This window comes from Rhizobium sp. BK650 (genome assembly GCF_014195325.1).
Lineage (GTDB): Bacteria > Pseudomonadota > Alphaproteobacteria > Rhizobiales > Rhizobiaceae > Rhizobium.
In genome coordinates this window covers 12,570-35,079 of sequence record NZ_JACIBK010000007.1, presented here as the reverse complement: position 1 = coordinate 35,079, position 22,510 = coordinate 12,570, and the positions used below count along the sequence as shown (strand labels likewise).

The window sequence follows — 22,510 nt, the reverse complement described above, 5'->3', positions numbered from 1 at the left end:
TTTCATATTGGCATGCTGATAGAAGCAATGAAACTTGGACCCGGTAGGCTCGGCCCCGTCCAGGAGGATCAAAAACGACGCGGCGCTTCCGGCTTGTTGCCGACGATGCTGTCGATCCGCTCTAGCACGTCAGACGTCAGCTTGCTCTTGTGCGAGAGAGCGGCGAGATTGTCCTGCAGCTGGCTCGCGCGCGACGCACCGAGAATGACGGTCGAGACGTTCTTGTTGGCAAGGCACCACAGAAGGGCGAGATGGGTGATCGAGAGGCCGATCTCATTCGAGAGCTTGGCCAGTTCGCGAACCTGGGCGAGTTGGGCGCGGGCGGCATCGGTGGACCACCTTTCCTTCAGCCATTCGTAACCCGGCAGGTTCATGCGGCTGTCGGCGGGTATGCCGTCATTGTATTTGCCGGTCAGCACGCCCGAGGCGAGCGGCGACCAGATGGTGGTACCGAGGCCGATCAGGTCGTAAAGCGGCAGGTAATCGGCTTCGACCTTCTGGCGTTCGAAGATGTTATACTGTGGCTGTTCCATTGTCGGCGGCGTGATACGCAGGTCGCGGGCGACAGCATAGGCTTCTGTCAGCTGCTGGGCAGACCATTCCGAGGTTCCCCAGTAGAGCACCTTGCCTTGCGCGACGAGGCCGTGCATCGCGCGGACTGTTTCCTCGATCGGCGTGTCTATGTCGGGGCGGTGGCAGAAATAGAGGTCGAGATAGTCGACCTGAAGCCTCTTCAGCGCCGCGTGGCAGGCGTCGGTCACATGCTTGCGCGACAGGCCGCGCTGCGTCGGCTTCTGACCTCCCCAGAAGACCTTGCTGGACACGATATAGCTGTCGCGGCTCCAGCCGAGCGATTTAAGCGCCTCACCCATGACGATCTCAGACTTGCCGCTTTCATATCCTTCGGCATTGTCGAAGAAATTTACACCATTGTCATAGGCAAGCTTCATGAGGTCGACGGCATCGCCGCCGTTGACCTGCTTGCCGAAGGTGACCCACGATCCGAAGGAAAATTCGCTGACTTGCAGACCCGACTTCCCTAGACGACGATATTCCATCATACAGCTCCCATAGGTTATGAAAATGTGCCGCCTCCGGACCGAGGCGGGCCTCATGCGACCGAGTTATTATCGATTCCTGGCACTCTATGTCATCGGCAACGATATGCGAGGCTCCGCCACGACAGGAAACTGCGTCCTTTTGCATCACCTCTGTTGATAGGACAATTTTAGATTACTTTCGATGACTTCAATGGGAACAGTCGCCCTACCCCGGTCCGCTGTCGCGGTGATCCAGCGTTCCGTCATTTTCAAAACTTCGTCTGGCTGCTCGGCAGTTTGTCAATAACTGCAGGGTCTATCGTTGCCAAATCCGCCCAGGCACGCCGGCCGGAGTGCAAAATCGGCGCTTTGCCCATACCCGACGGAGCCGGTCTGGATCGAACTATCCGAACTCGTCGTGCAGGACGAAGTCACAGCTATTGCGATGACCGTTGCCCCTGCTGCCAGCAGTTTTCGAAATCGGGACATCTTGATCTACCCCCATATCGATGATCGGCGACCGGAACGCAGCGCATATCCGTGCCGGCTAAGGAAATAGGCCGGTTCGGCATTCAGAGAACGGCATTATCGATCAAGATTTCGTCATTTACTCAGCCCGCAGATATTCGATGTCCGGCCTTTCAAGTGAGGGAGATGGCACAACGCCTTCTTCGTGGTTCTCTCCCCACAACCTGCCCAGCCTCTCAAGAGATAGCCCGCTCAGAAGCGGGTTGCCGCAGCGAAGATTTCTGCCAGGCGCTCGATTCCTACCCGGTCTTCGGCATCGAAACGAGCGGGAAGCGGGCTGTCGAGATCGATGACGCCGACGATCTTATCACTGTCGCGGACGGGAACCACTAGCTCGGACCGGGATGCGGCGTCGCAAGCGATATGGCCTGGAAACGCATGCACATCTTCCACCAGAATCGAGGCGCGCTCCTTGACCGCCGTGCCACAAACGCCGCGTCCGACGGGAATGCGCACGCAGGCAGGTTTGCCCTGGAAGGGGCCGAGCACGAGTTCGTCGCCCTTCAGGAGATAAAAGCCCGCCCAGTTAAGATCGGGCATCATGTGAAACATCAGCGCCGAGGTGTTGGCGGCGTTGGCGATCAGGTCCGGCTCGCCTTCGAGCAGGCCCTGCAACTGCTGAGCAAGCTCGCGATAGAACTCGACCTTATTGTCTACGTCGATCGATGCCGCCTGGAACATTGTCGCATCCACTTCCTGCTTCTGAGACCGCTGATATAGGCGCCCAAGCCATCTTTGACAAACAGCTGAGATCAGTCATTCGCGACTAACCGGACCAGCGAATCCGGTCAGATCTGCACGTGACAAGAGAGCTCTCCGAAGAGATCGGTCTCGTTGCCGCGGCCGCGGAGCTTGAATTTCTGGGGCAGTCCGGGCATCGGCAGCCAATGAACCAGATCAAGTCGTGATCGCCGACCTGTCTCTGCTGCGCGTGAGTGGTGAAGATATCGCTGCGACCACGGAGATCGAAGAAATCCGCTGGATAGCGCCCGCCCGGCAAGGCAATATCATCGTGGCGCCGCTGACCGAACATCATATTCTGCCAGTCTACCTGCGGAGAGCGAACCGGGCAGCCGGTCAGGCTAAAAGCGGGGCAGATTGATGTCATTAGGCGCCGCTCTATTCTCCCAGTGGATCAAGGGAGGATCGTGCCATGGCTTTCATTCATACCCCGGAAGCATCTGACAGCGAGAAGACGGCATTGATGTACGCTTCGGCCGAAGCGAGTTATGGCTATTTGCCGAATATGTACCGCGCCTTCGGGCACCGGCCGGAAGTGATGGAAAGCTGGGGTGCGTTGCTGGCGAATATTCGCGGCCATATGAGCCAGCGGCGTTATGAGCTGGTAACGCTGGCGGCGGCCAGGGAGCTCAAATCATCCTATTGCATGCTGGCGCATGGCTCGGTGCTGCTGCGAGATGGCTTTACCAACGACGGGCTTTCGGCGGTGGCCGGCGGCAGCGAGAAGGCGCCGATCGATACGATCGAGCGGGCAATCATGGATTTTGCCGCCAAGGTGGCGCGCGATGCGACATCGGTAACGCAGCACGATATAGATGGCTTGAAGCGGCACGGGTTGAGCGATGCGGAGATTTTCGACGTGACGGCAGCGGCGGCAGCACGCTGCTTCTTCTCCAAGATGCTGGATGCGCTGGGGGCTGCCCCCGATCATGCCTATGCCGAACGGCTCGACCCTAAGCTGCGGCAGAGCCTGACCGTCGGCCGGCCAATCGAAGGGTTGAATTCAGGCCACTGAGGAGGCGCAATGCGGCCCTATTTCTCCGGTGGATCGGCAAAATGCGCGACCGCGAATTCCGCGATCTTCTGGCCGGCCTTGTCGGCATCTTCAAGCAAGGACGGGAAAAGCTGCCATTGATGCGGCATTCCGGGCCAGACCTGCATAGTCACATCAACACCCGCCTTCTGCGCTTTGTCGGCAAGCCGCAACGTATCGTCGAGCAGCAGTTCGTCGGAGCCAACCTGCAGCAGCAGAGGCGGAAAACCCGAGAGATCGGCATAAAGCGGGGAAATGTCGGGATCCGTCGCGGAATTATTGCCGAGATAGGCCTTGCGCAGCGCCTCCAGCGCAGTCTTGTCCACTACGGTATCCTTGGCGGCATTGGACGTGACGGATGCGCCTGATGCCGAAAGATCGCTGATCGGGCTGAGCGCCACAACGGCTGCCGGCAACGGCTGTCTGGTGCGCATCTGCCGCAGCACGACCTGGAGCGCGAGATTGCCGCCCGCATCGTCGCCGACGATAACGATATTTCCGTTGCTGTAGCCGTTGTCCAGCAGATAGCGGTAGGCGCTCAAGGCATCGTTGACTTGTGCGGGATAGCTATATTCCGGCGTTCGCCGGTAGTCGATGAGCAGCACATCGCTGGAAGCGGCCTTGGCGAGAGAGCCGGCAAGCAGGCTATGGGTGCGGATGGAGCCCCCGTAGAAGCCGCCGCCATGGATGAAAAGGATAGCTCGCCGGCCGATCGGATGGTGAAGCCGCGCCGGCCACATAAGCTCAGCATCGACGCCGCCGGCATCGACAAGACGGATCTGGACGCGTGTCGGCTCCGGCAGCGACCCCATGAAGTCGCGAAAGGCGGTACGGCGGTCCCGCAGGGTCTCGGCACCTTTGAAATGTTCTTTCCAGCGGGAAATCAGCTTTTCCACCTGCTCCTGAGAGGCCGGTGTTTGTGCCGGCATGTCCTGTGCCGATATTCCCAGCGGAAAAGCAGACCAGACCACGCCGGCAAGCGCTGAAAGCAGCCCTATGCGACACTCCGCTTTCCATCGATCCCAACCAGAAAAAAACGGCTTTCTCATTCGCCCCTCCGGCGCTGCTTTTCCTTTGTGCGGCGCATCTTCACCAGTTCCCTGGCGAGAGTCAAAAGGGAGTTTTGACTGATCACCGGGAGCCTTTGCGGGTCGGATTGCTGCAATCTGCCCAAGAAGAGCTACGGGCCGATAGTCCGCATTTTCCAGTTGTGCTAGACTACCAGAGGGAGGGGAATCCCATGGACAAAACCGCCCTCATCGGGACGTGGCGCATGATCTCGTGGACGCGAACCGTCGTTGCGACAGGGGAAGTCAGCGACGCCATGGGGCCCGACCCCATCGGATACATCGCCTATCATGCCGATGGCCGGATGATGGCTTTCGTCACCAGCCGTGACAGGCCAAAGCTCAACGGCAAAGCGCCCAGCGATAGCGAGAAGGCAGCACTTTTCGATACGATGCTGGCCTATACGGCTGCCTATACGCTGCAAGAAGACAGGGTCATCCATCATGTCGAGGCCGCCTGGAACCCAACTTGGGAGCGCGCCCTCGTCCGGCCCGTACACATAGAAGGCAACAGGCTCGTCATCAGCGATGCGCCGGGCACCGATCTGATGACCGGAGAAGACGTCATTTACAGACTGGAATTCCAGAAGCTCTGAGCGATCAATCGCCCCGGATCGCATCGATCACCGTCCGAAATCCGGCCGAAATATGCCGCCGGCTGGGATAGTAGAGATAAAGCGGTTCCTCCGGCTGACACCATTCGTCCAGCACCTGAATGAGCTGACCGCTTGCGATCAACGGCGCCACCCTGCCCTCCCAGACATAGGCGAGCCCTACGCCGCTGAGCGCCGCCAAAGTCATCAGCTCATGGTCGTCGAGGGAGAGCGGGCCGGTCGGGTGAAAGGTAATCGTCTGGCCATCCTTTTCGAAATCCCAGGGATAACGCGCTCCCGAGGGGAACATGTTCTGAATGCAGATATGCCGTTTCAGATCGTGCGGCGTCTGGGGCTTCGGCCGGACTTCGAAATAGTTGGGTGAACCGACGACGACGAGGCGCAGGCGCGGCTTGATGCGAACAGCGATCATACCCTCGGTCACACGCTCGCCAAAGCGGATGCCGGCATCGAAACCCTCCTCGACAATATCGACCAACCGGTCGGTGGCGGCGATTTCGAGCTGCAGGTTGGGATTCTTCATCAGAAGCGGCCCGATGATCTGACCGACGACGAAAGGCGCAATGGAATTGCCGACATTGATCCGTACCCTGCCGAAGGGTGTTTCCCGGTAGCGGTTCAGTGCATCGAGCGCGGAATTGATCTCACCGAAGGCCGGATCGAGATGGGACCGCAGAAGTTCGCCAGCTTCGGTCAGCGAGACACTGCGGGTCGTGCGGTTCAAGAGGCGTATGCCGATGCGGTCTTCCAGATTGAGGACGGCGTGGCTGATCGCCGAGGCGGTCACGCCCCTTTCCTCTCCCGCCTTGCGGAAACTCTTGTGTCTGGCGACAGCGGCAAAAGCCGCCATTTCGGACAGTTCGGTCGCTCTCATTGCTGAATACTGCTCATCACAGTCTCTCAAATAACAAACCTTATACATGAGAGACAATTGCGTCAAATTCCTCTCCGTCAGCAACGAACTACTGAAACAAACAATCGAAGGAAGGAATTGTCATGAAAATCTGGTTCATCACGGGTGCATCACGCGGTTTCGGCGCGTTGATGACGAAGGACGCTCTTGATAACGGCGACGCCGTCGTTGCCAGCGCCCGCAACCCGAAGACCATCACCGACCAGTTCGGCGATCATTCGAACCTGCTTGCCGTCGCTCTCGACGTCACCAACGAGGAACAGGCCAAGGAAGCTGCTGCCGCCGCAGTGGCCCGCTTCGGCCGTATCGATATCCTCGCCAACAATGCCGGCTACGGCCTTCTCGGCGCGGTCGAAGAGGCAACGGCAGAGGAAATCGAAAAGATCTACGGCACCAATGTCTTCGGCCTGCTCAAGGTCACCCGCGCCGTGCTGCCCTACATGCGCCGCCAGCGCGCCGGCCATATCCTGAACTTTTCCTCGATCGGTGGTTACTATGGTTTTCCCGGCTGGGGCGTCTACGGCTCCACGAAGTTTGCTGTCGAAGGCCTGTCGGAATCGCTGGCGACCGAAGTCGAACCTTTCGGCATCAAGGTCACGATCATTGAGCCCGGCTTCTTCCGCACGGACTTCCTGCATGACAACTCACTGGCGATCAGCCCGGCCACCATCCCCGATTATGTCGGAACGCCGGCCGGCGACATGCGCGACTTCGCAGCCAGCGCCAACCATGCCCAGCCGGGCGATCCGGCAAAGCTGTCCGCCGGCATCATGGAAATGGTGAACGCCGCCAACCCGCCGCTGCGCATGCCCTTCGGCAGCGACACGGTCGCCAAGATTGAGGAAGAACATGCCAATGTCGAAAAGGAACTTGCCCGGTGGCGCAAGCTCGCCGTCTCCACCGACTTCGAGCCGGGCGCTTAAGCAGGCCTGACCTCTCCGCGACAACAAGCGCGCGCCGACGCGCTTGTTTTCATTTCGGCGTGAAGATTGTCGAGATAGCGAGATTCTCGTTCGCCCTGGCCCCGCAATAGCCTATGTCTACCGCGTCATCACGAAGTGGAAGAGGCCGACATGGCGAGCACATCCATCTGTATCTACGGGGCCGGCGCCCTCGGCGGCGCAATTGCCGTCAAGCTTGCGAGCCGGCTCGGCGACGATGCGACCATTTCCGTCGTTGCGCGCGGCGCGCATCTGGAAGCGATCCGCAAGAACGGCCTTTCCCTGCACGAAGCCGATGCTGACAAACCGATCAATATCAGGATCACTGCGACGGATGATCCGACCACGCTGCCGCCGCAGGATCTCGTCATCACCGGCCTCAAGGGCCACCAGCTCGGCCCAGCGGCGGAAGGCATGGCGGCGCTGCTGAAGGACGACACTCGTGTTGTCATGGTGCTGAACGGCATTCCCTGGTGGTATTTCCATCGCGATACGCAAAGCGGCCATGCCGAGCTGCAATTCGACGAGCTCGATCCCGGCGGCAAGCTGTGGCGGCTGATTGGGCCGGAACGGGTGATCGGCTGCGTGGCGCTGCAGGGTGCGGAAGTCGTCAATCCCGGGGAAATTCGCCTTTCCAACAATGGCCGCTTCGTGCTTGGCGAACCCTCCGGCGACATGTCGGCCGATCTCGAAACCATTGCCGGTCTCTTCGCCAAGGCCGGCCTCAATGTCTCCACCACGCCGCGCATCCGTGATGAGATCTGGAGCAAGCTAACGGGCAATGCAGCCTTCAACCCCATCAGCGCGCTGACGCGAGCCTTGATGACCGATATCATGGCTGATCCCGCGCTGTTCGACATGGTTGGCAAGATCATGAATGAGGTGCGTGCCGTCGGCAGCGCCCTTGGTGCAGCGTTCAGCATCACCATCGCGGAGAGGCTTGAGCAGTCACGCCACATCGGCCCGGTGCGCACATCGATGCTGCAGGATCTGCTGGGCGGCAAGGCATTGGAGATCGTGCCGCTCGTCGGCATGGTGGTTGCGCTTGGTCGCATTGGCAAGGTGCCGACGCCCGTTTCGGAGGTGATACTGGCGCTCGTCACGCAGCTCGACAAGGAAAACCAGCGCGGCGGCTGACGACCGCCTCTTTATGCAATTCCTACATCTTCGCTCTCCACCCCGAATGGATTTCCTATCGGACGTGGCAGTAGCCTTCGCCGCAACAGCAAAGGATTACCGCCATGCGAGATGTCATGCCTCGTCAATATCTGCCGCTTCGCCCGCACCGCATTACGCGCGGCAAGCGGAAGATGCGCGAGAAGCGCACGGCTCACGCGCTGATGGGGTTCGGCATCGTCCTCGCCTGCGTCGAACTCTATGTGATCCTGGGCTCGATCTGAGGTCGATCATGAACAGTACAGGAAGACTGCGCCCGGGCGGCACGATCACCGCGCTTGTCACGCCGTTCCGAAACGGTGAGGTCGACGGGGCGGCACTGGAAGCTCTCGTTGAATGGCAGGTGCTGAGCGGGGTCGACGGACTTGCCGTCTGCACGGCGGCGGGTGAAGGGCTCAGCCTCTCACCGCAGGAACGCCGCATGGTGCTCGACATCTGCATTCGGGCCGCGGCGGACCGTATTCCGGTCATCGCCGCGGCCGGAACCAATTGCACCGAAAGCACGATCTCCCTGATACGCGATGCGGAAGAATGCGGCGCGCGCGCCGTGCTTCTCACCGTGCCCTATTATTCCAAGCCGGGACAAAAGGGCATTCTCCATCATTTCAAACAAATCGCCGCGGCAAGCAATCTGCCCGTTCTGGTCGAGAATGCGCCATCTCGCACGGCGAGCGACTTGACGGTGGCAACGCTTGCGCGACTGGCCGAACTCGACGCGATTGTCGCTATCGTCGATGCAACCGGGGATATCGCCCGCTTCGCCAACCTGCCGCCGGCGCTGCGACATCGCTTCCGTTTCCTGTCCGGCCACGACGGCACGGCGCTTTCCTTTCATCTGGCGGGTGGTGACGGCATCGTATCGGCGGCTGCCAATATCCTCCCGCGCCTCGTCACCTCGCTGCAGCAGGCAGCTTATGGGAGCTATATCTCTGCAGCGCTAGCGCTCAGCGACAGGCTGCATCCGGTTCTGACGGCGCTGGGTTCGGAGAGCGATCCTGCCCGGCTGAAATACGCGCTGCAGGTGCTGCGCGGCACGAAAGCCGATCTTCGCCTGCCGCTGGTACCGGCCGAAGCGGAAAGCCGCGCTGCGATTGTATCCGCGCTTTCTCCCTTTGTCGGCGGCGGCACCCAGCGCATCGCGCTATCCCTATGAGATTTTAATGTTTTTACTTGCGGCGCCAAATGGAAACCCTATCCGCCCGCATCTATCTTGATGAGCGTGACACCGCCGCAGCCATCTTACGGCGGTTGAGTTAGACTTCGAAAGGACAAACGATGTCACGCCTGACTGATACGCCTGCCAAGGCTGACCCGCTGCAACGTAGCGAAAGCGCCTGTGCAGTTTCGGCTGATCCCTCCCATCCGCTGTTTGCCGGCCTGGCCGCCTCGCACCGCGGCTCGGGGCCGTCATGGCTTTCGCCGGGCTCGTGCAGATGAGCTTCCACCTTATTTCCCAGTAAGCGCCGGATCGGGGATCACGACAATGGCAAATGCACGGCAGATTTCGGCTCCCACAACCGCCCGTCCGGCCCGTTTCACCGTGGGCCGTGACAGGGGTGGCCGCTGGATCGTTCAGGATCGCGAGGGGCTCGTCGGCGGCCTCTTCATCAATGAAGCGGCGGCCCTCCATTTCGCTGCAGAAGAGTGCAACCACAATGCGGATGATATCTGCCGCGTGAGCGCAGGCGTAGTGCTCGATTTTGCGCCTCTTGGGCGTGGCGCCGGTAACATCCACTAAATACGGAGCCGTTCCTGCTATTTTGGCACAGCAGGAACGGTCCGGGACCATAGATCTCCAACTTTTCCTTAACCGCCATCCTGGTAAAGTCCCGCATGCAGAGACTTCATATGCCGCGAGACCAATGCCGAAACCAAACTTCCGCTTCACCCATTACGACCTTAGGGAACAGCGTGCTGGAACGATCATCGAAGTGTCGCTCAGCGCTGTGAACAATGTGCGGCTGATGACGGCGCCGAATTTCCAGCGGTTCACCGAAGTGCTCGATTTCAAATATATTGGTGGTGTCGCGCGCAAATCGCCCGTCAAGTTGGCTATTCCGGAAAGCGGACATTGGCATGTCATCGTCGACATGGAAGGCCATCACGGGTTGGCAGACTCCTCAGTCAAGCTGATCAATGCACCCGCCGCGCAGAAGCGCGCCTGAGTTCCCCCGATCTCAGCGCGGGTTGCGCTCCTTGCGAAGTTTTGCCCACCAGTCCAGCCGCTTGCGGATCTCACGTTCAAAACCGCGTTCGGGCGGATCGTAGAAGGTCTGGCGGCCCATCTTTTCTGGAAAATAGTCCTGGCCCGAGAAGGCATCCGGCTCATCGTGATCGTAGCGATAGCCTTCGCCATACCCCTCGCCCTTCATCAGCTTTGTTGGTGCGTTCAGGATGTGCTTCGGCGGCAGGAGCGAACCATTCTGTTTGGCAGCCATGGTCGCAGCCTTGAAGGCAGTATAGACCGCGTTCGATTTCGGTGCGGTCGCAAGATAGACGCAGGCTTCCGCCAAGGCCAATTCGCCTTCCGGCGACCCGAGATAGTCATAGGCGTCCTTGGCGGCATTGCAGATTACCAGCGCCTGCGGATCGGCGAGGCCAATATCCTCCACGGCCATACGCACCAGCCGTCGGCCAAGGTAGAGCGGGTCTTCGCCGGCATCGAACATACGGGCGAGATAATAAAGCGCAGCGTCCGGATCGGAACCGCGTACCGATTTGTGAAGGGCCGAAATCAGGTTGTAGTGACCGTCCTGCGCCTTGTCATAGACGGGCGCGCGGCGCTGGACGATGCGCGTCAGGCCCTCGGTATCGAAGGTCTCGCCTTCACGAGCAGCACGCCAGACTTCCTCGGCCAGCGTCAAAACGGCGCGACCATCGCCGTCGGCCATACGGATCAGGCTGGCGCGCGCATCTTCGGTCAAGGGTAATGGTCTGCTCTCGGCCGTCTCTGCTCGCTTCAGCAATTCCTCAAGGCTCTGCTCGTCATGCGACTTAAAAGTCAGCACGCGGGCGCGAGACAAAAGAGCGGCATTGAGTTCGAAAGACGGATTCTCAGTTGTCGCACCGACGAGGATGACAGTGCCGTCCTCCATGACCGGCAGAAAGCTATCCTGCTGGGCACGGTTGAAGCGGTGGATCTCATCGACGAAGAGCAGCGTCTGGCGGCCATCCATGCGGCGCATGCGGGCCGCCTCGAACACCTTCTTCAGATCGGCAACGCCGGAGAAGATCGCAGATATTTGTTCGAAGGCCAGGCCCGCCTCGCCCGACAGCAGCCTCGCGACCGTCGTCTTGCCGGTACCGGGCGGCCCCCAGAAGATCATCGAGCCAAGAGAGCCGCTGTCGATCATCCGGCGCAAAACGCCATCCTCACCGGTCAGATGTTCCTGACCGGTGACTTCTCCAAGCGTCTTCGGCCTCAGACGATCGGCAAGCGGCCGCTGGCTGGCGACCTCCTCCGGAACACGCGGCGCGAAGAGATCGTCACTCATCGGAAGAACTGCCTGATACGCTGACCATCGCGCTCGATCTCCACCCGCCAGAGCTCGGGATCCGAATCGGCGATCTCCTGCAGATCGCGGCTGGTCTTCACTTCTGCTCCATTGACGGAGACGATGATATCCTTCGGCTCGAAACCCAGCCGGGAAGCGGGCGAGCCGCCCTCGACGTCGGATATAACAACCCCCGTTGAATCGAGTGGCATCCTAAGTTCATCCGCCACGCGCGGCGAGAGATTTTCCACGACCGCGCCGGTAAACGGCGTGCGTCCGCCAATCGTGCGCTGGTCTCGAGGCTGGGTTTCCGGTGCGCGAGCAAGGGCAAGCGTCAACTGCTGTTCGTGCCCGCTTTCCATGACCGTCAGGTTGACGGATTTGCCGAGACCAGCCGTCGTCAACCGATAGAGGAGCGCATCCGGATGTTCGACCGGGATGCCGTCGACGGCGGTGATGACCTGACCCACCTTGAGGCCTGCCTTGGCTGCCGGGCTATTTGCCGTAACCTTGGCGATCAGTGCGCCGCGCGCTTTGTCGAGCCCGAGTGCATCTGCGACTTCAGAGGTCACCGGATCAAAGCTTGCGCCGATATAGGGGCGCTCGAATGATTTGACGCCGGAATCGGCCGAGGCGAGGAAGACCTTGACGAGGTTGGCGGGAATGGCAAAACCGATACCGTTCGACCCGCCGCCTCGCGAGAAGATCGCCGTGTTGATGCCGATCAATTCGCCCTTCATGTTCATCAGCGCGCCGCCGGAATTGCCGGGATTGATCGAAGCATCTGTCTGAATGAAGAAGCCGAACTCGTTCTTCACGACCTGGTTGCGGGCAAGAGCAGAAACAATGCCGCTCGTCACGGTCTGCCCGACACCGAACGGATTGCCGATCGCCAGTACGAGGTCACCGACCTCTACCGCATCGGAATTACCGATCGGCAGCGTCGGAAAATCGGCCTTGCTGTCGATCTTCAGCACCGCAAGATCGACGCGGTCGTCACGCAGGACGACCTTGCAGGGGAATTCGCGGCCATCGGACAGTGCGACCTTGATATCGTCGGCGCCATCGATGACGTGGTTGTTGGTCACGACAGTGCCGTTCGCCTCGACGATGACGCCGGAGCCGAGCGAAGACTGCTTCTCGGAGCGGTTCGGCATCTGCTGGCCGAAGAACTGCTCGAAGAAGGGATCGCCGGCAAAGGGCGACTGCCGTTGAATGGTCTTCTCGGCATAGACATTCACGACGGCGCCCGTAGTCTGTTTGACGAGCGGCGCGAAGGAAAGCTGCATCTGCATCTGGCTTTCCGGCACGGTCTTGATTTGTGCTTCGGCGACCGCCGGCAGCAGAAGCATCAATGCCAGAAGGGAAACGGAGGCGTGTTTGAACAGGCCTTGCATGGGAATCCTTTTGAAATGCTCTCAAGAAAATGTTCTAGCGCCCGACGCTAGAAAGGAAAGAGGGCGGAAGCATGGAAGATCGAGCAATACGAATATGGGAATCTGAATCAGGAAAGTGAAGCAGGTTACTGATATTTAAGTCTAAAAGCAGGGGCAGTCACCGACCAGGGACACCGCCTTGCAGGCTGCGGATGGGTTTGATCCTTGCCACAGAACCGACCTGCATCATCTTTGCTGTGAAGCCGACAAAGTGCCCTTTCAGTGGGAGAGATTATGAAGACCATCATTCAATCAGCCGCAGTCTGTGCCATGCTTCTCGCGTTTGCACCGCGCGGCGCGCTGGCAGCGAGTTTCGACTGCGATGCAAAGGAGCTGCAGCCGGATGAGAGGATGATATGCGAGAACCGATCGCTCAACGACGCCGATGTGAAGATGGTGACGACCTTCGAGTTGTTGTCCGGCCTGTTGGCCATGGGCTCGCGCGGTACATTGCAGGACGAGCAGACAGCATGGCTGAAGAAACGGCAGGCCTGCGGTGGCGATGCCGCCTGCATTGGCGCCGCCTATCAGGAACGGTTGAAGCAGCTGGACGAGACCTACAAAAACATCAATCGTCCGCTTTGAGGACGTTCGGTCCTAATCTCTGCTGTCTTGAAAACTGGCAATTATCTGGTTGATGAGGCTGGCGGCATGGCGCAGCCGCTCCTCGCCATAAGCGGCACCGTGTGCGTTTGCCCATACCGCCTGGCGGGCGGAGATGTCGGCAAGCGCTCTCTTCCCCGCATCAGTCAGTTCCATCAGCTTGGCACGCTGGTGGACCGGGTTGGCGCGATAGGCAATCAGCCCCTCGCCCTCAAGAAGATCGGCGATCCGCTGCACGCCTTGGCGCGCAAGACCGAGGGTACGCGCCGCGTCGGCAACCGACATCGGTGCGTGATCGGCCGCAGCGAGCACCTGCCAGCGCGCGCTGGTCTGCCCAGCGGGTTTGGCAAGCGCATCGCCCTCTGCCTGCAGATGGGCGGAAAGGCGGAGCACAGCGATCGAGAGAGCGGCAAAGGCATCGCCCTCAGGCGTACGTTTCTTCGACATATTGACAACATATTGTCATTCCTGGATAATGACAATATGTTGTCATACGATGAAACGACATGCAAGGAGGAGCGCATGAAGAAGACCTATCACGGAAGCTGCCATTGCGGCCGGATCCGCTACGAGGCCGATATCGACATTCAGGCCGGGACGGGAAAGTGCAATTGCTCGATTTGCTGGAAGCGCCGCTACTGGGGCGCGAATATCAAGCCGGAGGACTTCCGTCTGCTGTGCGAGGAAGCCGGGATCAGCGACTACCAGTTTGGCACGCTTTCCGCCCATCACCGCTTCTGCGCCAATTGCGGGGTGCCTGCTTATGGCACTGGTTATATCGAGGCAGTCGGCGGTGCCTACGTATCGATCAACCTCGCCTGCCTTGACGATCTCGATCCTGCCGAGCTTGCGGAAGCGCCGGTGCAATATTTCGATGGCAGAAACAACAGCTGGTGGACCGTCCCGGCGGAGACCCGGCATCTCTGAAAATGAAAGACCCGCTGACTCTTAACCAGCGGGTCCCTTGAGTTGGTTCAGCTGCTTGGCTCAGCGCGCGTTCAGGTCGCGAACGGCGCCGCGGTCTGCACTGGTTGCGAAGGCTGCATAGGCTTTAAGCGCGGTCGAGACGTTGCGCTTGCGCTGCTCGGCCGGGTGCCAGCCCTTCTGATCCTGCTCGGCGCGGCGAGCGGCAAGTTCAGCATCGCTGACGCGCAGGCTGATCGTGCGGTTCGGGATGTCGATGTCGATCACGTCGCCCTGGCGGACGAGGCCGATCGCGCCACCGTTTGCCGCTTCCGGCGAGACGTGGCCGATTGAAAGCCCCGAGGTGCCGCCCGAGAAGCGGCCGTCGGTGATCAGCGCGCAAGCCTTGCCGAGGCCCTTCGACTTCAGGTAACTGGTCGGATAGAGCATTTCCTGCATGCCCGGGCCACCCTTGGGACCTTCGTAACGGATGACGACGACATCGCCAGCCGCGACCTCATTGCCCAGGATGCCCTTGACGGCCGCATCCTGGCTTTCGAAGACCTTGGCCGGGCCGGAGAACTTCAGAATCGATTCATCGACACCGGCCGTCTTCACGATACAGCCGTCGATCGCCAGGTTGCCCTTGAGAACGGCAAGCCCGCCATCCTTCGAGAACGGGTGCTCGACAGAGCGGATAACGCCGCCGACGCGGTCGGTATCGAGTTCGTCCCAGCGTGCCTCCTGGCTGAAGGCGACCTGTGTCGGAATGCCGCCCGGAGCAGCACGGTAGAAGTTGCGGACCGTCTCGCTACTGGTACGGGTGATATCCCAGCGGTCGATCGCGTCTCCCAGCGTTTCGGCGTGAACGGTCGGGCAGTCGCGATTGAGAAGACCGCCCTTATCGAGTTCGCCAAGGATCGACATGATGCCGCCTGCGCGGTGAACGTCTTCCATATGCACGTCGGACTTCGCGGGTGCGACCTTGGAAAGGCAGGGGACGCGGCGCGACAGCGCGTCGATGTCGGCCATGGTGAAATCCACTTCGCCCTCATGAGCAGCCGCCAGAATGTGCAAAACGGTGTTGGTGGAGCCGCCCATAGCGATATCGAGCGCCATGGCATTCTCGAAAGCCTGCTTCGAGGCGATTACACGCGGCAGAACCTTCTCGTCTTCCTGCTCATAGTAGCGACGGGCGAGATCGACGATCAGATGGCCAGCCTCGACGAAGAGGCGCTTACGGTCGGCATGGGTTGCAAGCGTAGAGCCGTTGCCGGGCAGCGACAGACCGAGGGCTTCCGTCAGGCAGTTCATGGAGTTTGCGGTAAACATCCCGGAGCATGAACCGCAGGTCGGACAGGCCGAACGCTCGATGACCTTAACGTCCTCATCGGAGATTTTGTCATCGGCAGCAGCGACCATGGCGTCGACCAGATCGAGCGCATGCGTCTTGCCGTGCAGGACGACCTTGCCGGCTTCCATCGGGCCGCCGGAGACGAAGACGGTGGGTATGTTGAGGCGGAGCGAAGCCATCAGCATGCCGGGCGTAATCTTGTCGCAGTTGGAGATGCAGACCATGGCATCGGCACAGTGGGCGTTGACCATGTATTCGACGCTGTCGGCGATCAGCTCGCGCGAGGGCAGCGAATAGAGCATGCCGTCATGGCCCATGGCGATGCCATCATCGACGGCAATCGTGTTAAACTCCTTAGCGACACCGCCAGCCGCTTCGATTTCGCGAGCGACGAGCTGGCCGAGATCCTTGAGATGAACATGGCCGGGCACAAACTGCGTGAAGGAATTGACGACGGCGATGATCGGCTTGCCGAAATCCGAATCCTTCATGCCCGTGGCGCGCCAAAGGCCGCGCGCGCCCGCCATGTTACGGCCGTGGGTCGTGGTTCTGGAGCGGTAAGCTGGCATCGGTGTCTTCCTCAATATCCAGGAATTGTCGGGCGATGCGGGGCGGCAAAGGATTTGCGAAGGCCGGGCAGTCGCTGCTTTTTGGAATTGTCCTAATCCAATCGCCTTAAGCTGTCACTACCGGGAATGCCCAAAGCGGTACGGGCGGCACCATCAGGCATATACGGATGCGAAGGCTCCTTTGTTACAGTCTATTCCATCACGGTCGAACACAAAAAATTGGCTTTCCGTCCCTAATATTCAAGGCATACACACTGATCCGAAGCGCGCAGTTTGCGTTTAAAGATTCACACGGGTTGCCCCGCCCAGGAGGACTTCGATATGCCAGCCTATCGTCCGCTCCAAATCCGCCCCTCGGAAATCACGCCGCGCGAGGTTTACTTGAAGCGCCGGGAATTTCTCGGTGCTGCGACGTTCGGCGCGATCGCGCTCTACAGCGCGGGCAAGGCGAGTGCGGCAGCGCTCACGACCGTCAAGAGCAAATATACTGTCGATGAGAAGCTGACGCCAATCAAGGACGTGACCACCTACAATAACTTCTATGAATTCGGCCTCGACAAGGGCGATCCCGCCGCACTTTCCGGCAAGTTCAAGCCATTGCCCTGGACGATCAAGGTCGACGGCCTAGTCAACAAACCGGGCACCTTCGATATCGAAGCGCTGATGAAGGAATTCCCGATCGAGGAGCGGGTCTATCGCATGCGCTGCGTGGAAGCCTGGTCGATGGTCATTCCGTGGAACGGGTTTCCGCTATCGGCGCTCCTCGACAAGGCGGAGCCGCAGGGCAGCGCCAAATATGTTGCCTTCGAGACGGTTGTGCGGCCGGAGGAAATGCCGGGTCAAGGCGGCTTCTTCCAGTCGCTCGACTGGCCCTATGTCGAGGGGCTGCGCATGGACGAAGCCCGCCACCCGCTGACGCTGCTTGCCGTTGGCCTCTACGGCGAAACGCTGCCTAACCAAAACGGCGCGCCGGTGCGCCTCGTCGTCCCCTGGAAATACGGTTTTAAGGGCATCAAGTCGATCGTCCGCATTTCGCTCGTCGAGCAACAGCCGAAGAACACCTGGCAAGTGACGAATGGTCAGGAGTACGGCTTCTATGCCAACGTCAATCCTGAGGTCGATCATCCGCGCTGGAGCCAGGCGACCGAACGGCGCATCGGCGAAAGCGGTTTCTTCGGCGCAAGCCGCCATCCCACCCTGCCCTTCAATGGCTATGCCGACGAAGTTGCGAGTCTCTATTCCGGTATGGATCTCCGGATGAATTTCTGATGACGGCGTTTTCGCTTGCCATTCCGAAACGTTGGCAGCCGGCTTCGGTCTGGCTGCTTTATGCCGTGGGCCTCGTGCCTGCCGGCTGGTATTTCTATCTCGGCGCGACGGATCAACTCGGCGCCGATCCGGTGAAGACCTTCGAGCTTTTCCTCGGCATCTGGACTATTCGTTTCCTGATCCTGACGCTTGCGGTTACCCCTGCACGCGATCTTCTCGGCTGGAACTACCTGCGCTATCGCCGCGCGCTCGGTCTTCTGACCTTCTACTATGCGCTGATGCATTTCACCGTCTACATGGTGCTCGATCAGGCGCTGGATATTTCTGCCGTGGTCGAAGATGTGGTGAAGCGTCCCTTCATCATGTTCGGCATGGCTGCGCTGGCAATGCTCGTTCCGCTCGCGGTCACCTCCAACAATTTTTCGATCCGCAGGCTTGGTACGAACTGGATCTGGCTTCACCGACTCATCTACATCATCGCCGCTTCCGCCGCGCTGCACTTTGCGCTGTCGACGAAGATCCTCGGCTTCGAGCAATATATCTATGTCGGAGTGATCATCGCGCTGATCCTCTACCGCTCCTATAAACCGGTCGGGCGGAGCCGGAAGAAGGGGCAAGGACGCGCGCGCGGTCGCACCGCGGCGTCATCAGCCTCTTAAATCCGCCATCGTCGCCTGAGTGGCTATGATTTACTGCGGGCAGGATCAAGCGCATAAGCGGCTGCTATTCCGACGGCATAAGCCACGATATTCCAGACCGAAAAGACCCGCCCAAGCAACAGGGGGCCTGCAGTCGTCAATCGAAATGCGTCGAGCCACGGCGTGTGATAGAGCCGGATCAGTTCAACACAAACAGCAACGGAAACCGCTGCGACAAAAATCCCTACGGGCCGACATTCGGCAACGAGACCTCCCAAGGCAATTGCCAGCAGGAAATAAACCATCGATCCCCAGAGCAGCGACCCGCCATATTTGACGATAAAGAAAGGCAGATCGATAGCATAGCCGAACCGCCTGAGTGCTAAACCCAGGACGATGATGACGATCAAAAGCATCAGACGAAGACCTTGCGTGCGTTGAATCATTTTGCGCAATTCAAATGTTTCCACCACAATCTCATCCGATTTGAGCTGCCTAATGCCGAGAGGTGGGATTATCAACTTCATATTGATTCCAGATCAGGTCAGAGGCTCTCGTCACGACATGCCTAAAGCTGCCGCGCTTCAAGGATTGTTTCCCCGCTTGGACCAGCATTTGATCGACCAGCCGACCGAGCATCAACGCGACGGCATAGAGCGCTTTTTCATCGAATTCTTTTATTTCAGTATCAAGGAAGCCCGGGCCTGCCTTTTCGCAGGCCTCTTTTTTCTAGCGATATTCATGGTTCCGCGTGCGGGTGTCATCGGTATCCCGCGCTATGATCTGCTACTGATCATCGCTCTCGCAATCCAGGCGTGGATGGTCTGGGCAAAGCTGGAAACCATCGACGAATTGAAGGCGATCTCGGTCTTTCATCTGGTTGGGTTTGCGCTCGAGGTCTTCAAAACTTCAGGCAGTATCCAGTCGTGGAGCTATCCGGATTTCGCCTATACCAAGCTATTTGGCGTCCCGCTCTTTTCAGGCTTCATGTACGCGGCTGTCGGCAGCTATGTCATTCAGGCCTGGCGCCTTTTCGATCTGCGCGTAAGGCATCATCCATCCTACTGGATGGCAGGGCTTATGGCATTGGCGATCTACGCCAACTTCTTCACCCACCACTATATTGGCGATTATCGCTGGTACATCGCAGCCTGTACGCTCGGACTTTATGCTCGCACCACCGTCATCTTCAGGCCCTACGACCAGGACCGCAAGATGCCCCTGCTTCTCGCCTTCGTCCTCATCGGTTTCTTCATCTGGCTTGCCGAGAATATCAGCACCTTCTTCGGCGTCTGGCGCTATCCCAACCAAATCGGCGCGTGGTCAAGCGTTCATATCGGGAAATGGAGTTCATGGTGCTTGCTGGTCATCATGACCTTCACGATCGTCGCAAACCTCAAGCACATCAAGCTCAAGATCCACGTGCCCGAATGAGCTCTGAAAGCGCTTCTCCGGCTCTCCGGAGCATACATACGAAAAAGCCGGGCGCGCGGCCCGGCTTCTCTGCCTTCCGAAACCGGAAAGATATTAAGCAGCGACAGACTGCTCTTCAGCAGCGACGCGAGCCTTGTCGGCTGCGCCCTTTGCATAGGTGTCGCGGTCAACGAATTCGATGACGGCGAGAGCGGCATTGTCGCCCTGGCGGAAGCCGGCCTTCATGATCCGCAGGTAGCCGCCGTTACGGGTTGCGTAACGCGAAGCGATCGTGTCGAAGAGCTTCGAAACGACAGCGGCGTCCTTGATCTGTGAAATCGCCTGACGACGAGCGTGCAGGTCGCCGCGCTTGCCGAGGGTGACGAGCTTCTCGACGATCGGACGGATTTCCTTCGCCTTCGGCAGAGTCGTTACGATCTGCTCATGGGTGATGAGGGAAGCAGCCATGTTGGCAAACATAGCCTTGCGATGGCTTGCGGTTCTGTTCAGCTTGCGGCCGGCCTTTGCGTGGCGCATTGCTATTCTCCTTTAATGCAGTGCCCTTACTTCGTTACCGGGCCTGCCGTTTCCTGGCACATGCAGGCGATAGGCCTGCTGTTTGACGGGGAAAGGCAGCCGTAAAAAGCCTGCCTTTTGTTATCTTCTTGCGATCGGCGTGCGGGCGGAAAACCGCTTCACACTTTTCCTCACGCCGCTCAGTACTGGTCTTCGTAACGCTTGGCGAGATCTTCGATGTTCTCGGGCGGCCATGCCGGCACTTCCATGCCGAGGTGCAGGCCCATGGAAGCGAGAACTTCCTTGATTTCGTTCAGCGACTTGCGACCAAAGTTCGGGGTGCGGAGCATTTCTGCTTCGGTCTTCTGAATGAGGTCGCCGATGTAGACGATATTGTCGTTCTTCAGGCAGTTTGCCGAACGAACCGACAGTTCGAGCTCGTCCACCTTCTTGAGGAGCGCCGGGTTGAAGGCCAGTTCGGTGACTGCTTCTTCTTCGGCTTCCTTCTGCGGTTCGTCGAAGTTGACGAAGACGCCAAGCTGGTCCTGCAGGATGCGAGCCGCGAAAGCGACGGCATCTTCGCCGGACACAGAACCATCGGTTTCGATGGTCATGGTCAGCTTGTCGTAGTCGAGAACCTGTCCTTCGCGGGTATTTTCAACCTTGTAGGACACCTTCTTGACCGGCGAATAGAGGCTGTCGACCGGGATCAGGCCAATCGGAGCATCTTCCGCACGATTGCGCTCGGCCGGGACGTAGCCCTTGCCGTTGTTGACGGTGAATTCCATGCGGATCTCGGCACCCTCGTCGAGCGTGCAGATGACATGCTCGGGATTGAGGATTTCGATATCACCAACGGTCTGGATATCGCCAGCCGTTACAACACCCGGGCCCTGCTTGCGCACGACCATGCGCTTCGCATCGTCGCCATCCATCTTGATGGCGATTTCCTTAATGTTGAGCACGATATCCGTAACGTCTTCGCGGACGCCCGGAATCGAGGAGAATTCATGCAGCACGCCGTCGATCTGCACCGCCGTAACAGCGGCACCGCGCAGAGAGGAGAGCAGAACGCGGCGCAGCGCGTTGCCGAGGGTGAGGCCGAAACCGCGCTCAAGCGGCTCTGCAACGAGAGTCGCCTTGGTGCGCGAGCTCGAAGAGAACTCCACCTTGTTCGGCTTGATCAATTCCTGCCAGTTCTTCTGAATCATGATTTTGCCTTCCGTTCGTTGCCACCATCCAATCGTGGCAACCGAGCTTGAAAACCACCGGGAGCGCTGTGGCGCTCACCGGTGACGATAGCGATGATCAGACGCGGCGCTTCTTGCGCGGACGGCAGCCATTGTGCGGGATCGGGGTCACGTCGCGGATGGACGTGATCATGAAACCGGCAGCCTGGAGCGCGCGCAGAGCCGATTCACGGCCGGAACCCGGGCCGCAAACTTCGACTTCCAGCGACTTCATGCCATGCTCCTGAGCCTTCTTGGCGCAGTCTTCGGCAGCGATCTGAGCAGCGAACGGGGTCGACTTGCGCGAGCCCTTGAAGCCCTTGGCGCCAGCAGACGACCAGGCAATCGCATTGCCCTGCGCGTCGGTGATGGTGATCATCGTGTTGTTGAAGGTCGAGTTGACGTGAGCGACACCCGACGAGATATTCTTACGCTCGCGACGGCGAACGCGGACGGCTTCCTTAGCCATGTTATTCCTTTCTTGGATCTCTTCACCGCCGTAATCCCAGCGGCTACACCGGAACGGCGCCTATATGACCCCGCCCCAAACTCAAAAGAGGCCGGCGCAGACCGCCAGCCTCCCCATCCCGGTTGCCCGGAAATTACTTCTTCTTGCCAGCGATAGCCTTTGCCGGACCCTTGCGGGTGCGGGCATTGGTGTGCGTGCGCTGACCGCGGACTGGAAGGCCGCGACGATGACGCAGGCCGCGGTAGCAGCCGAGATCCATCAGACGCTTGATGTTCATCGCGGTTTCGCGGCGAAGATCACCCTCGACCTGATAGTCGCGGTCGATGGTTTCGCGGATCTGAAGGATTTCAGCATCCGTGAGCTGATGAACGCGGCGATCAGCCGGAATACCGACCTTTTCGATGATCTCCTGCGCGAATTTCGATCCGATCCCGTGAATGTAGGTCAGCGCGATGACGACGCGCTTTGCAGTCGGGATGTTGACGCCAGCGATACGTGCCACGCCTATTCTCCTTGCATTCCAGTTGCCATCCGGCAATAGGGCTTCGTTATGCAGCCAAAGGC

The 22,510-nt window shown here is 59.4% G+C and carries 28 protein-coding genes; 14 read left to right on the top strand and 14 right to left on the bottom strand.

The features are described from left to right. Nucleotides 1–68 precede the first annotated feature (68 nt). The 3 genes from FHX15_RS17730 to FHX15_RS17725 all read right to left on the bottom strand — a co-directional run bounded on the left by FHX15_RS17730 (nt 69) and on the right by FHX15_RS17725 (nt 2,249). Nucleotides 69–1,058 (bottom strand): potassium channel beta subunit family protein, encoded by a 990-nt coding sequence (locus FHX15_RS17730; RefSeq protein WP_184399912.1) that lies wholly within the window; start codon nt 1,056–1,058, stop codon nt 69–71. Nucleotides 1,059–1,340: 282 nt separating this feature from the next. Continuing rightward, complete coding sequence (locus FHX15_RS31020) at nt 1,341–1,529, bottom strand: hypothetical protein (RefSeq protein WP_246778985.1); 189 nt, start codon at nt 1,527–1,529, stop codon at nt 1,341–1,343. Between the two features lie 231 nt (nt 1,530–1,760). Beyond that, nucleotides 1,761–2,249, bottom strand: coding sequence for a GAF domain-containing protein (locus tag FHX15_RS17725; protein ID WP_184399366.1), 489 nt, complete (start codon nt 2,247–2,249; stop codon nt 1,761–1,763). A gap of 223 nt (nt 2,250–2,472) precedes the next feature. Between FHX15_RS17725 and FHX15_RS17720 the strand changes: the two genes are divergently transcribed. Together FHX15_RS17720 and FHX15_RS17715 are read left to right on the top strand one after the other, a co-directional pair. Beyond that, nucleotides 2,473–2,670 carry a hypothetical protein gene (locus FHX15_RS17720; protein WP_184399364.1) on the top strand — a complete coding sequence of 66 codons (198 nt, stop codon included), beginning with the start codon at nt 2,473–2,475 and terminating at the stop codon, nt 2,668–2,670. 51 nt (nt 2,671–2,721) lie between these two features. Beyond that, a complete protein-coding gene (locus FHX15_RS17715) occupies nt 2,722–3,324 on the top strand; it encodes a carboxymuconolactone decarboxylase family protein (protein WP_184399361.1) in 603 nt (200 codons plus the stop codon). A gap of 17 nt (nt 3,325–3,341) precedes the next feature. On the opposite strand, the gene FHX15_RS17710 is transcribed toward FHX15_RS17715, so the two are convergent. Continuing rightward, nucleotides 3,342–4,271: an alpha/beta hydrolase gene (locus FHX15_RS17710; RefSeq protein WP_246778994.1), complete on the bottom strand. Its 930-nt coding sequence runs from the start codon at nt 4,269–4,271 to the stop codon at nt 3,342–3,344. 311 nt (nt 4,272–4,582) lie between these two features. On the opposite strand from FHX15_RS17710, the gene FHX15_RS17705 reads away from it, so the two are divergent. Continuing rightward, nucleotides 4,583–5,005: a lipocalin-like domain-containing protein gene (locus FHX15_RS17705; protein ID WP_184399357.1), complete on the top strand. Its 423-nt coding sequence runs from the start codon at nt 4,583–4,585 to the stop codon at nt 5,003–5,005. Nucleotides 5,006–5,009: 4 nt separating this feature from the next. Here the strand turns inward: FHX15_RS17705 and FHX15_RS17700 are convergent, their stop codons facing one another. Beyond that, entirely contained in the window at nt 5,010–5,897 is an 888-nt protein-coding gene (locus tag FHX15_RS17700; RefSeq protein WP_184399354.1) for a LysR family transcriptional regulator, read from the bottom strand. Nucleotides 5,898–6,019: 122 nt separating this feature from the next. Between FHX15_RS17700 and FHX15_RS17695 the strand changes: the two genes are divergently transcribed. The 6 genes from FHX15_RS17695 (at nt 6,020) to FHX15_RS17670 (ending at nt 10,218) form a co-directional block, all read left to right on the top strand. Next, nucleotides 6,020–6,859, top strand: coding sequence for an SDR family NAD(P)-dependent oxidoreductase (locus tag FHX15_RS17695; protein WP_184399352.1), 840 nt, complete (start codon nt 6,020–6,022; stop codon nt 6,857–6,859). Nucleotides 6,860–7,009: 150 nt separating this feature from the next. Then, on the top strand, nt 7,010–8,014 hold the full coding sequence (locus tag FHX15_RS17690) for a ketopantoate reductase family protein (protein ID WP_184399350.1): 1,005 nt from the start codon (nt 7,010–7,012) through the stop codon (nt 8,012–8,014). Nucleotides 8,015–8,118: 104 nt separating this feature from the next. Further along, nucleotides 8,119–8,277: a hypothetical protein gene (locus tag FHX15_RS17685; protein WP_184399932.1), complete on the top strand. Its 159-nt coding sequence runs from the start codon at nt 8,119–8,121 to the stop codon at nt 8,275–8,277. Nucleotides 8,278–8,285: 8 nt separating this feature from the next. After that, on the top strand, nt 8,286–9,206 hold the full coding sequence (gene dapA / locus FHX15_RS17680) for a 4-hydroxy-tetrahydrodipicolinate synthase (RefSeq protein WP_184399348.1): 921 nt from the start codon (nt 8,286–8,288) through the stop codon (nt 9,204–9,206). 330 nt (nt 9,207–9,536) lie between these two features. Then, on the top strand, nt 9,537–9,791 hold the full coding sequence (locus FHX15_RS17675; protein WP_184399346.1) for a hypothetical protein: 255 nt from the start codon (nt 9,537–9,539) through the stop codon (nt 9,789–9,791). Nucleotides 9,792–9,915: 124 nt separating this feature from the next. Beyond that, entirely contained in the window at nt 9,916–10,218 is a 303-nt protein-coding gene (locus tag FHX15_RS17670; protein WP_184399343.1) for a DUF1883 domain-containing protein, read from the top strand. 12 nt (nt 10,219–10,230) lie between these two features. Here the strand turns inward: FHX15_RS17670 and FHX15_RS17665 are convergent, their stop codons facing one another. Both FHX15_RS17665 and FHX15_RS17660 read right to left on the bottom strand, forming a co-directional pair. After that, complete coding sequence (locus FHX15_RS17665; RefSeq protein WP_184399341.1) at nt 10,231–11,547, bottom strand: replication-associated recombination protein A; 1,317 nt, start codon at nt 11,545–11,547, stop codon at nt 10,231–10,233. Further along, on the bottom strand, nt 11,544–12,944 hold the full coding sequence (locus FHX15_RS17660) for a DegQ family serine endoprotease (protein ID WP_184399339.1): 1,401 nt from the start codon (nt 12,942–12,944) through the stop codon (nt 11,544–11,546). Before FHX15_RS17660 ends, FHX15_RS17665 begins: the two co-directional genes overlap by 4 nt. A 309-nt stretch (nt 12,945–13,253) precedes the next feature. Here FHX15_RS17660 and FHX15_RS17655 point away from each other — a divergent pair, with 309 nt between their 5' ends. Then, nucleotides 13,254–13,568 (top strand): lysozyme inhibitor LprI family protein, encoded by a 315-nt coding sequence (locus tag FHX15_RS17655; protein ID WP_246778993.1) that lies wholly within the window; start codon nt 13,254–13,256, stop codon nt 13,566–13,568. A gap of 12 nt (nt 13,569–13,580) precedes the next feature. On the opposite strand, the gene FHX15_RS17650 is transcribed toward FHX15_RS17655, so the two are convergent. Next, complete coding sequence (locus FHX15_RS17650) at nt 13,581–14,033, bottom strand: MarR family winged helix-turn-helix transcriptional regulator (protein WP_184399333.1); 453 nt, start codon at nt 14,031–14,033, stop codon at nt 13,581–13,583. Nucleotides 14,034–14,108: 75 nt separating this feature from the next. Between FHX15_RS17650 and FHX15_RS17645 the strand changes: the two genes are divergently transcribed. After that, on the top strand, nt 14,109–14,513 hold the full coding sequence (locus FHX15_RS17645; protein ID WP_184399331.1) for a GFA family protein: 405 nt from the start codon (nt 14,109–14,111) through the stop codon (nt 14,511–14,513). Nucleotides 14,514–14,573: 60 nt separating this feature from the next. On the opposite strand, the gene ilvD is transcribed toward FHX15_RS17645, so the two are convergent. After that, nucleotides 14,574–16,412, bottom strand: coding sequence for a dihydroxy-acid dehydratase (gene ilvD, locus FHX15_RS17640; protein WP_184399328.1), 1,839 nt, complete (start codon nt 16,410–16,412; stop codon nt 14,574–14,576). 321 nt (nt 16,413–16,733) lie between these two features. On the opposite strand from ilvD, the gene msrP reads away from it, so the two are divergent. Further along, the gene (gene msrP, locus FHX15_RS17635; protein WP_184399326.1) at nt 16,734–17,681 is read left to right on the top strand and encodes a protein-methionine-sulfoxide reductase catalytic subunit MsrP; all 948 of its coding nucleotides are present in this window, start codon (nt 16,734–16,736) and stop codon (nt 17,679–17,681) included. Further along, entirely contained in the window at nt 17,681–18,340 is a 660-nt protein-coding gene (msrQ, locus tag FHX15_RS17630; RefSeq protein WP_184399323.1) for a protein-methionine-sulfoxide reductase heme-binding subunit MsrQ, read from the top strand. The genes msrP and msrQ overlap by 1 nt, the downstream gene beginning before the upstream one ends. Nucleotides 18,341–18,363: 23 nt before the next feature. On the opposite strand, the gene FHX15_RS17625 is transcribed toward msrQ, so the two are convergent. Beyond that, nucleotides 18,364–18,765, bottom strand: coding sequence for a DUF2809 domain-containing protein (locus FHX15_RS17625; protein WP_184399910.1), 402 nt, complete (start codon nt 18,763–18,765; stop codon nt 18,364–18,366). A 118-nt stretch (nt 18,766–18,883) separates the two neighbouring features. Here FHX15_RS17625 and FHX15_RS17620 point away from each other — a divergent pair, with 118 nt between their 5' ends. Continuing rightward, nucleotides 18,884–19,753: a DUF817 domain-containing protein gene (locus FHX15_RS17620; RefSeq protein ID WP_184399321.1), complete on the top strand. Its 870-nt coding sequence runs from the start codon at nt 18,884–18,886 to the stop codon at nt 19,751–19,753. 93 nt (nt 19,754–19,846) lie between these two features. Here FHX15_RS17620 and rplQ read toward each other — a convergent pair whose 3' ends face one another. The 4 genes from rplQ to rpsM form a co-directional block, all read right to left on the bottom strand. After that, entirely contained in the window at nt 19,847–20,269 is a 423-nt protein-coding gene (gene rplQ / locus FHX15_RS17615) for a 50S ribosomal protein L17 (protein ID WP_112572283.1), read from the bottom strand. Between the two features lie 179 nt (nt 20,270–20,448). Beyond that, nucleotides 20,449–21,459: a DNA-directed RNA polymerase subunit alpha gene (locus FHX15_RS17610; protein WP_018115507.1), complete on the bottom strand. Its 1,011-nt coding sequence runs from the start codon at nt 21,457–21,459 to the stop codon at nt 20,449–20,451. A 97-nt stretch (nt 21,460–21,556) separates the two neighbouring features. Continuing rightward, entirely contained in the window at nt 21,557–21,946 is a 390-nt protein-coding gene (gene rpsK, locus FHX15_RS17605) for a 30S ribosomal protein S11 (protein WP_003547577.1), read from the bottom strand. Between the two features lie 133 nt (nt 21,947–22,079). Beyond that, on the bottom strand, nt 22,080–22,448 hold the full coding sequence (gene rpsM, locus FHX15_RS17600) for a 30S ribosomal protein S13 (RefSeq protein WP_184399319.1): 369 nt from the start codon (nt 22,446–22,448) through the stop codon (nt 22,080–22,082). Nucleotides 22,449–22,510: the final 62 nt, after the last annotated feature.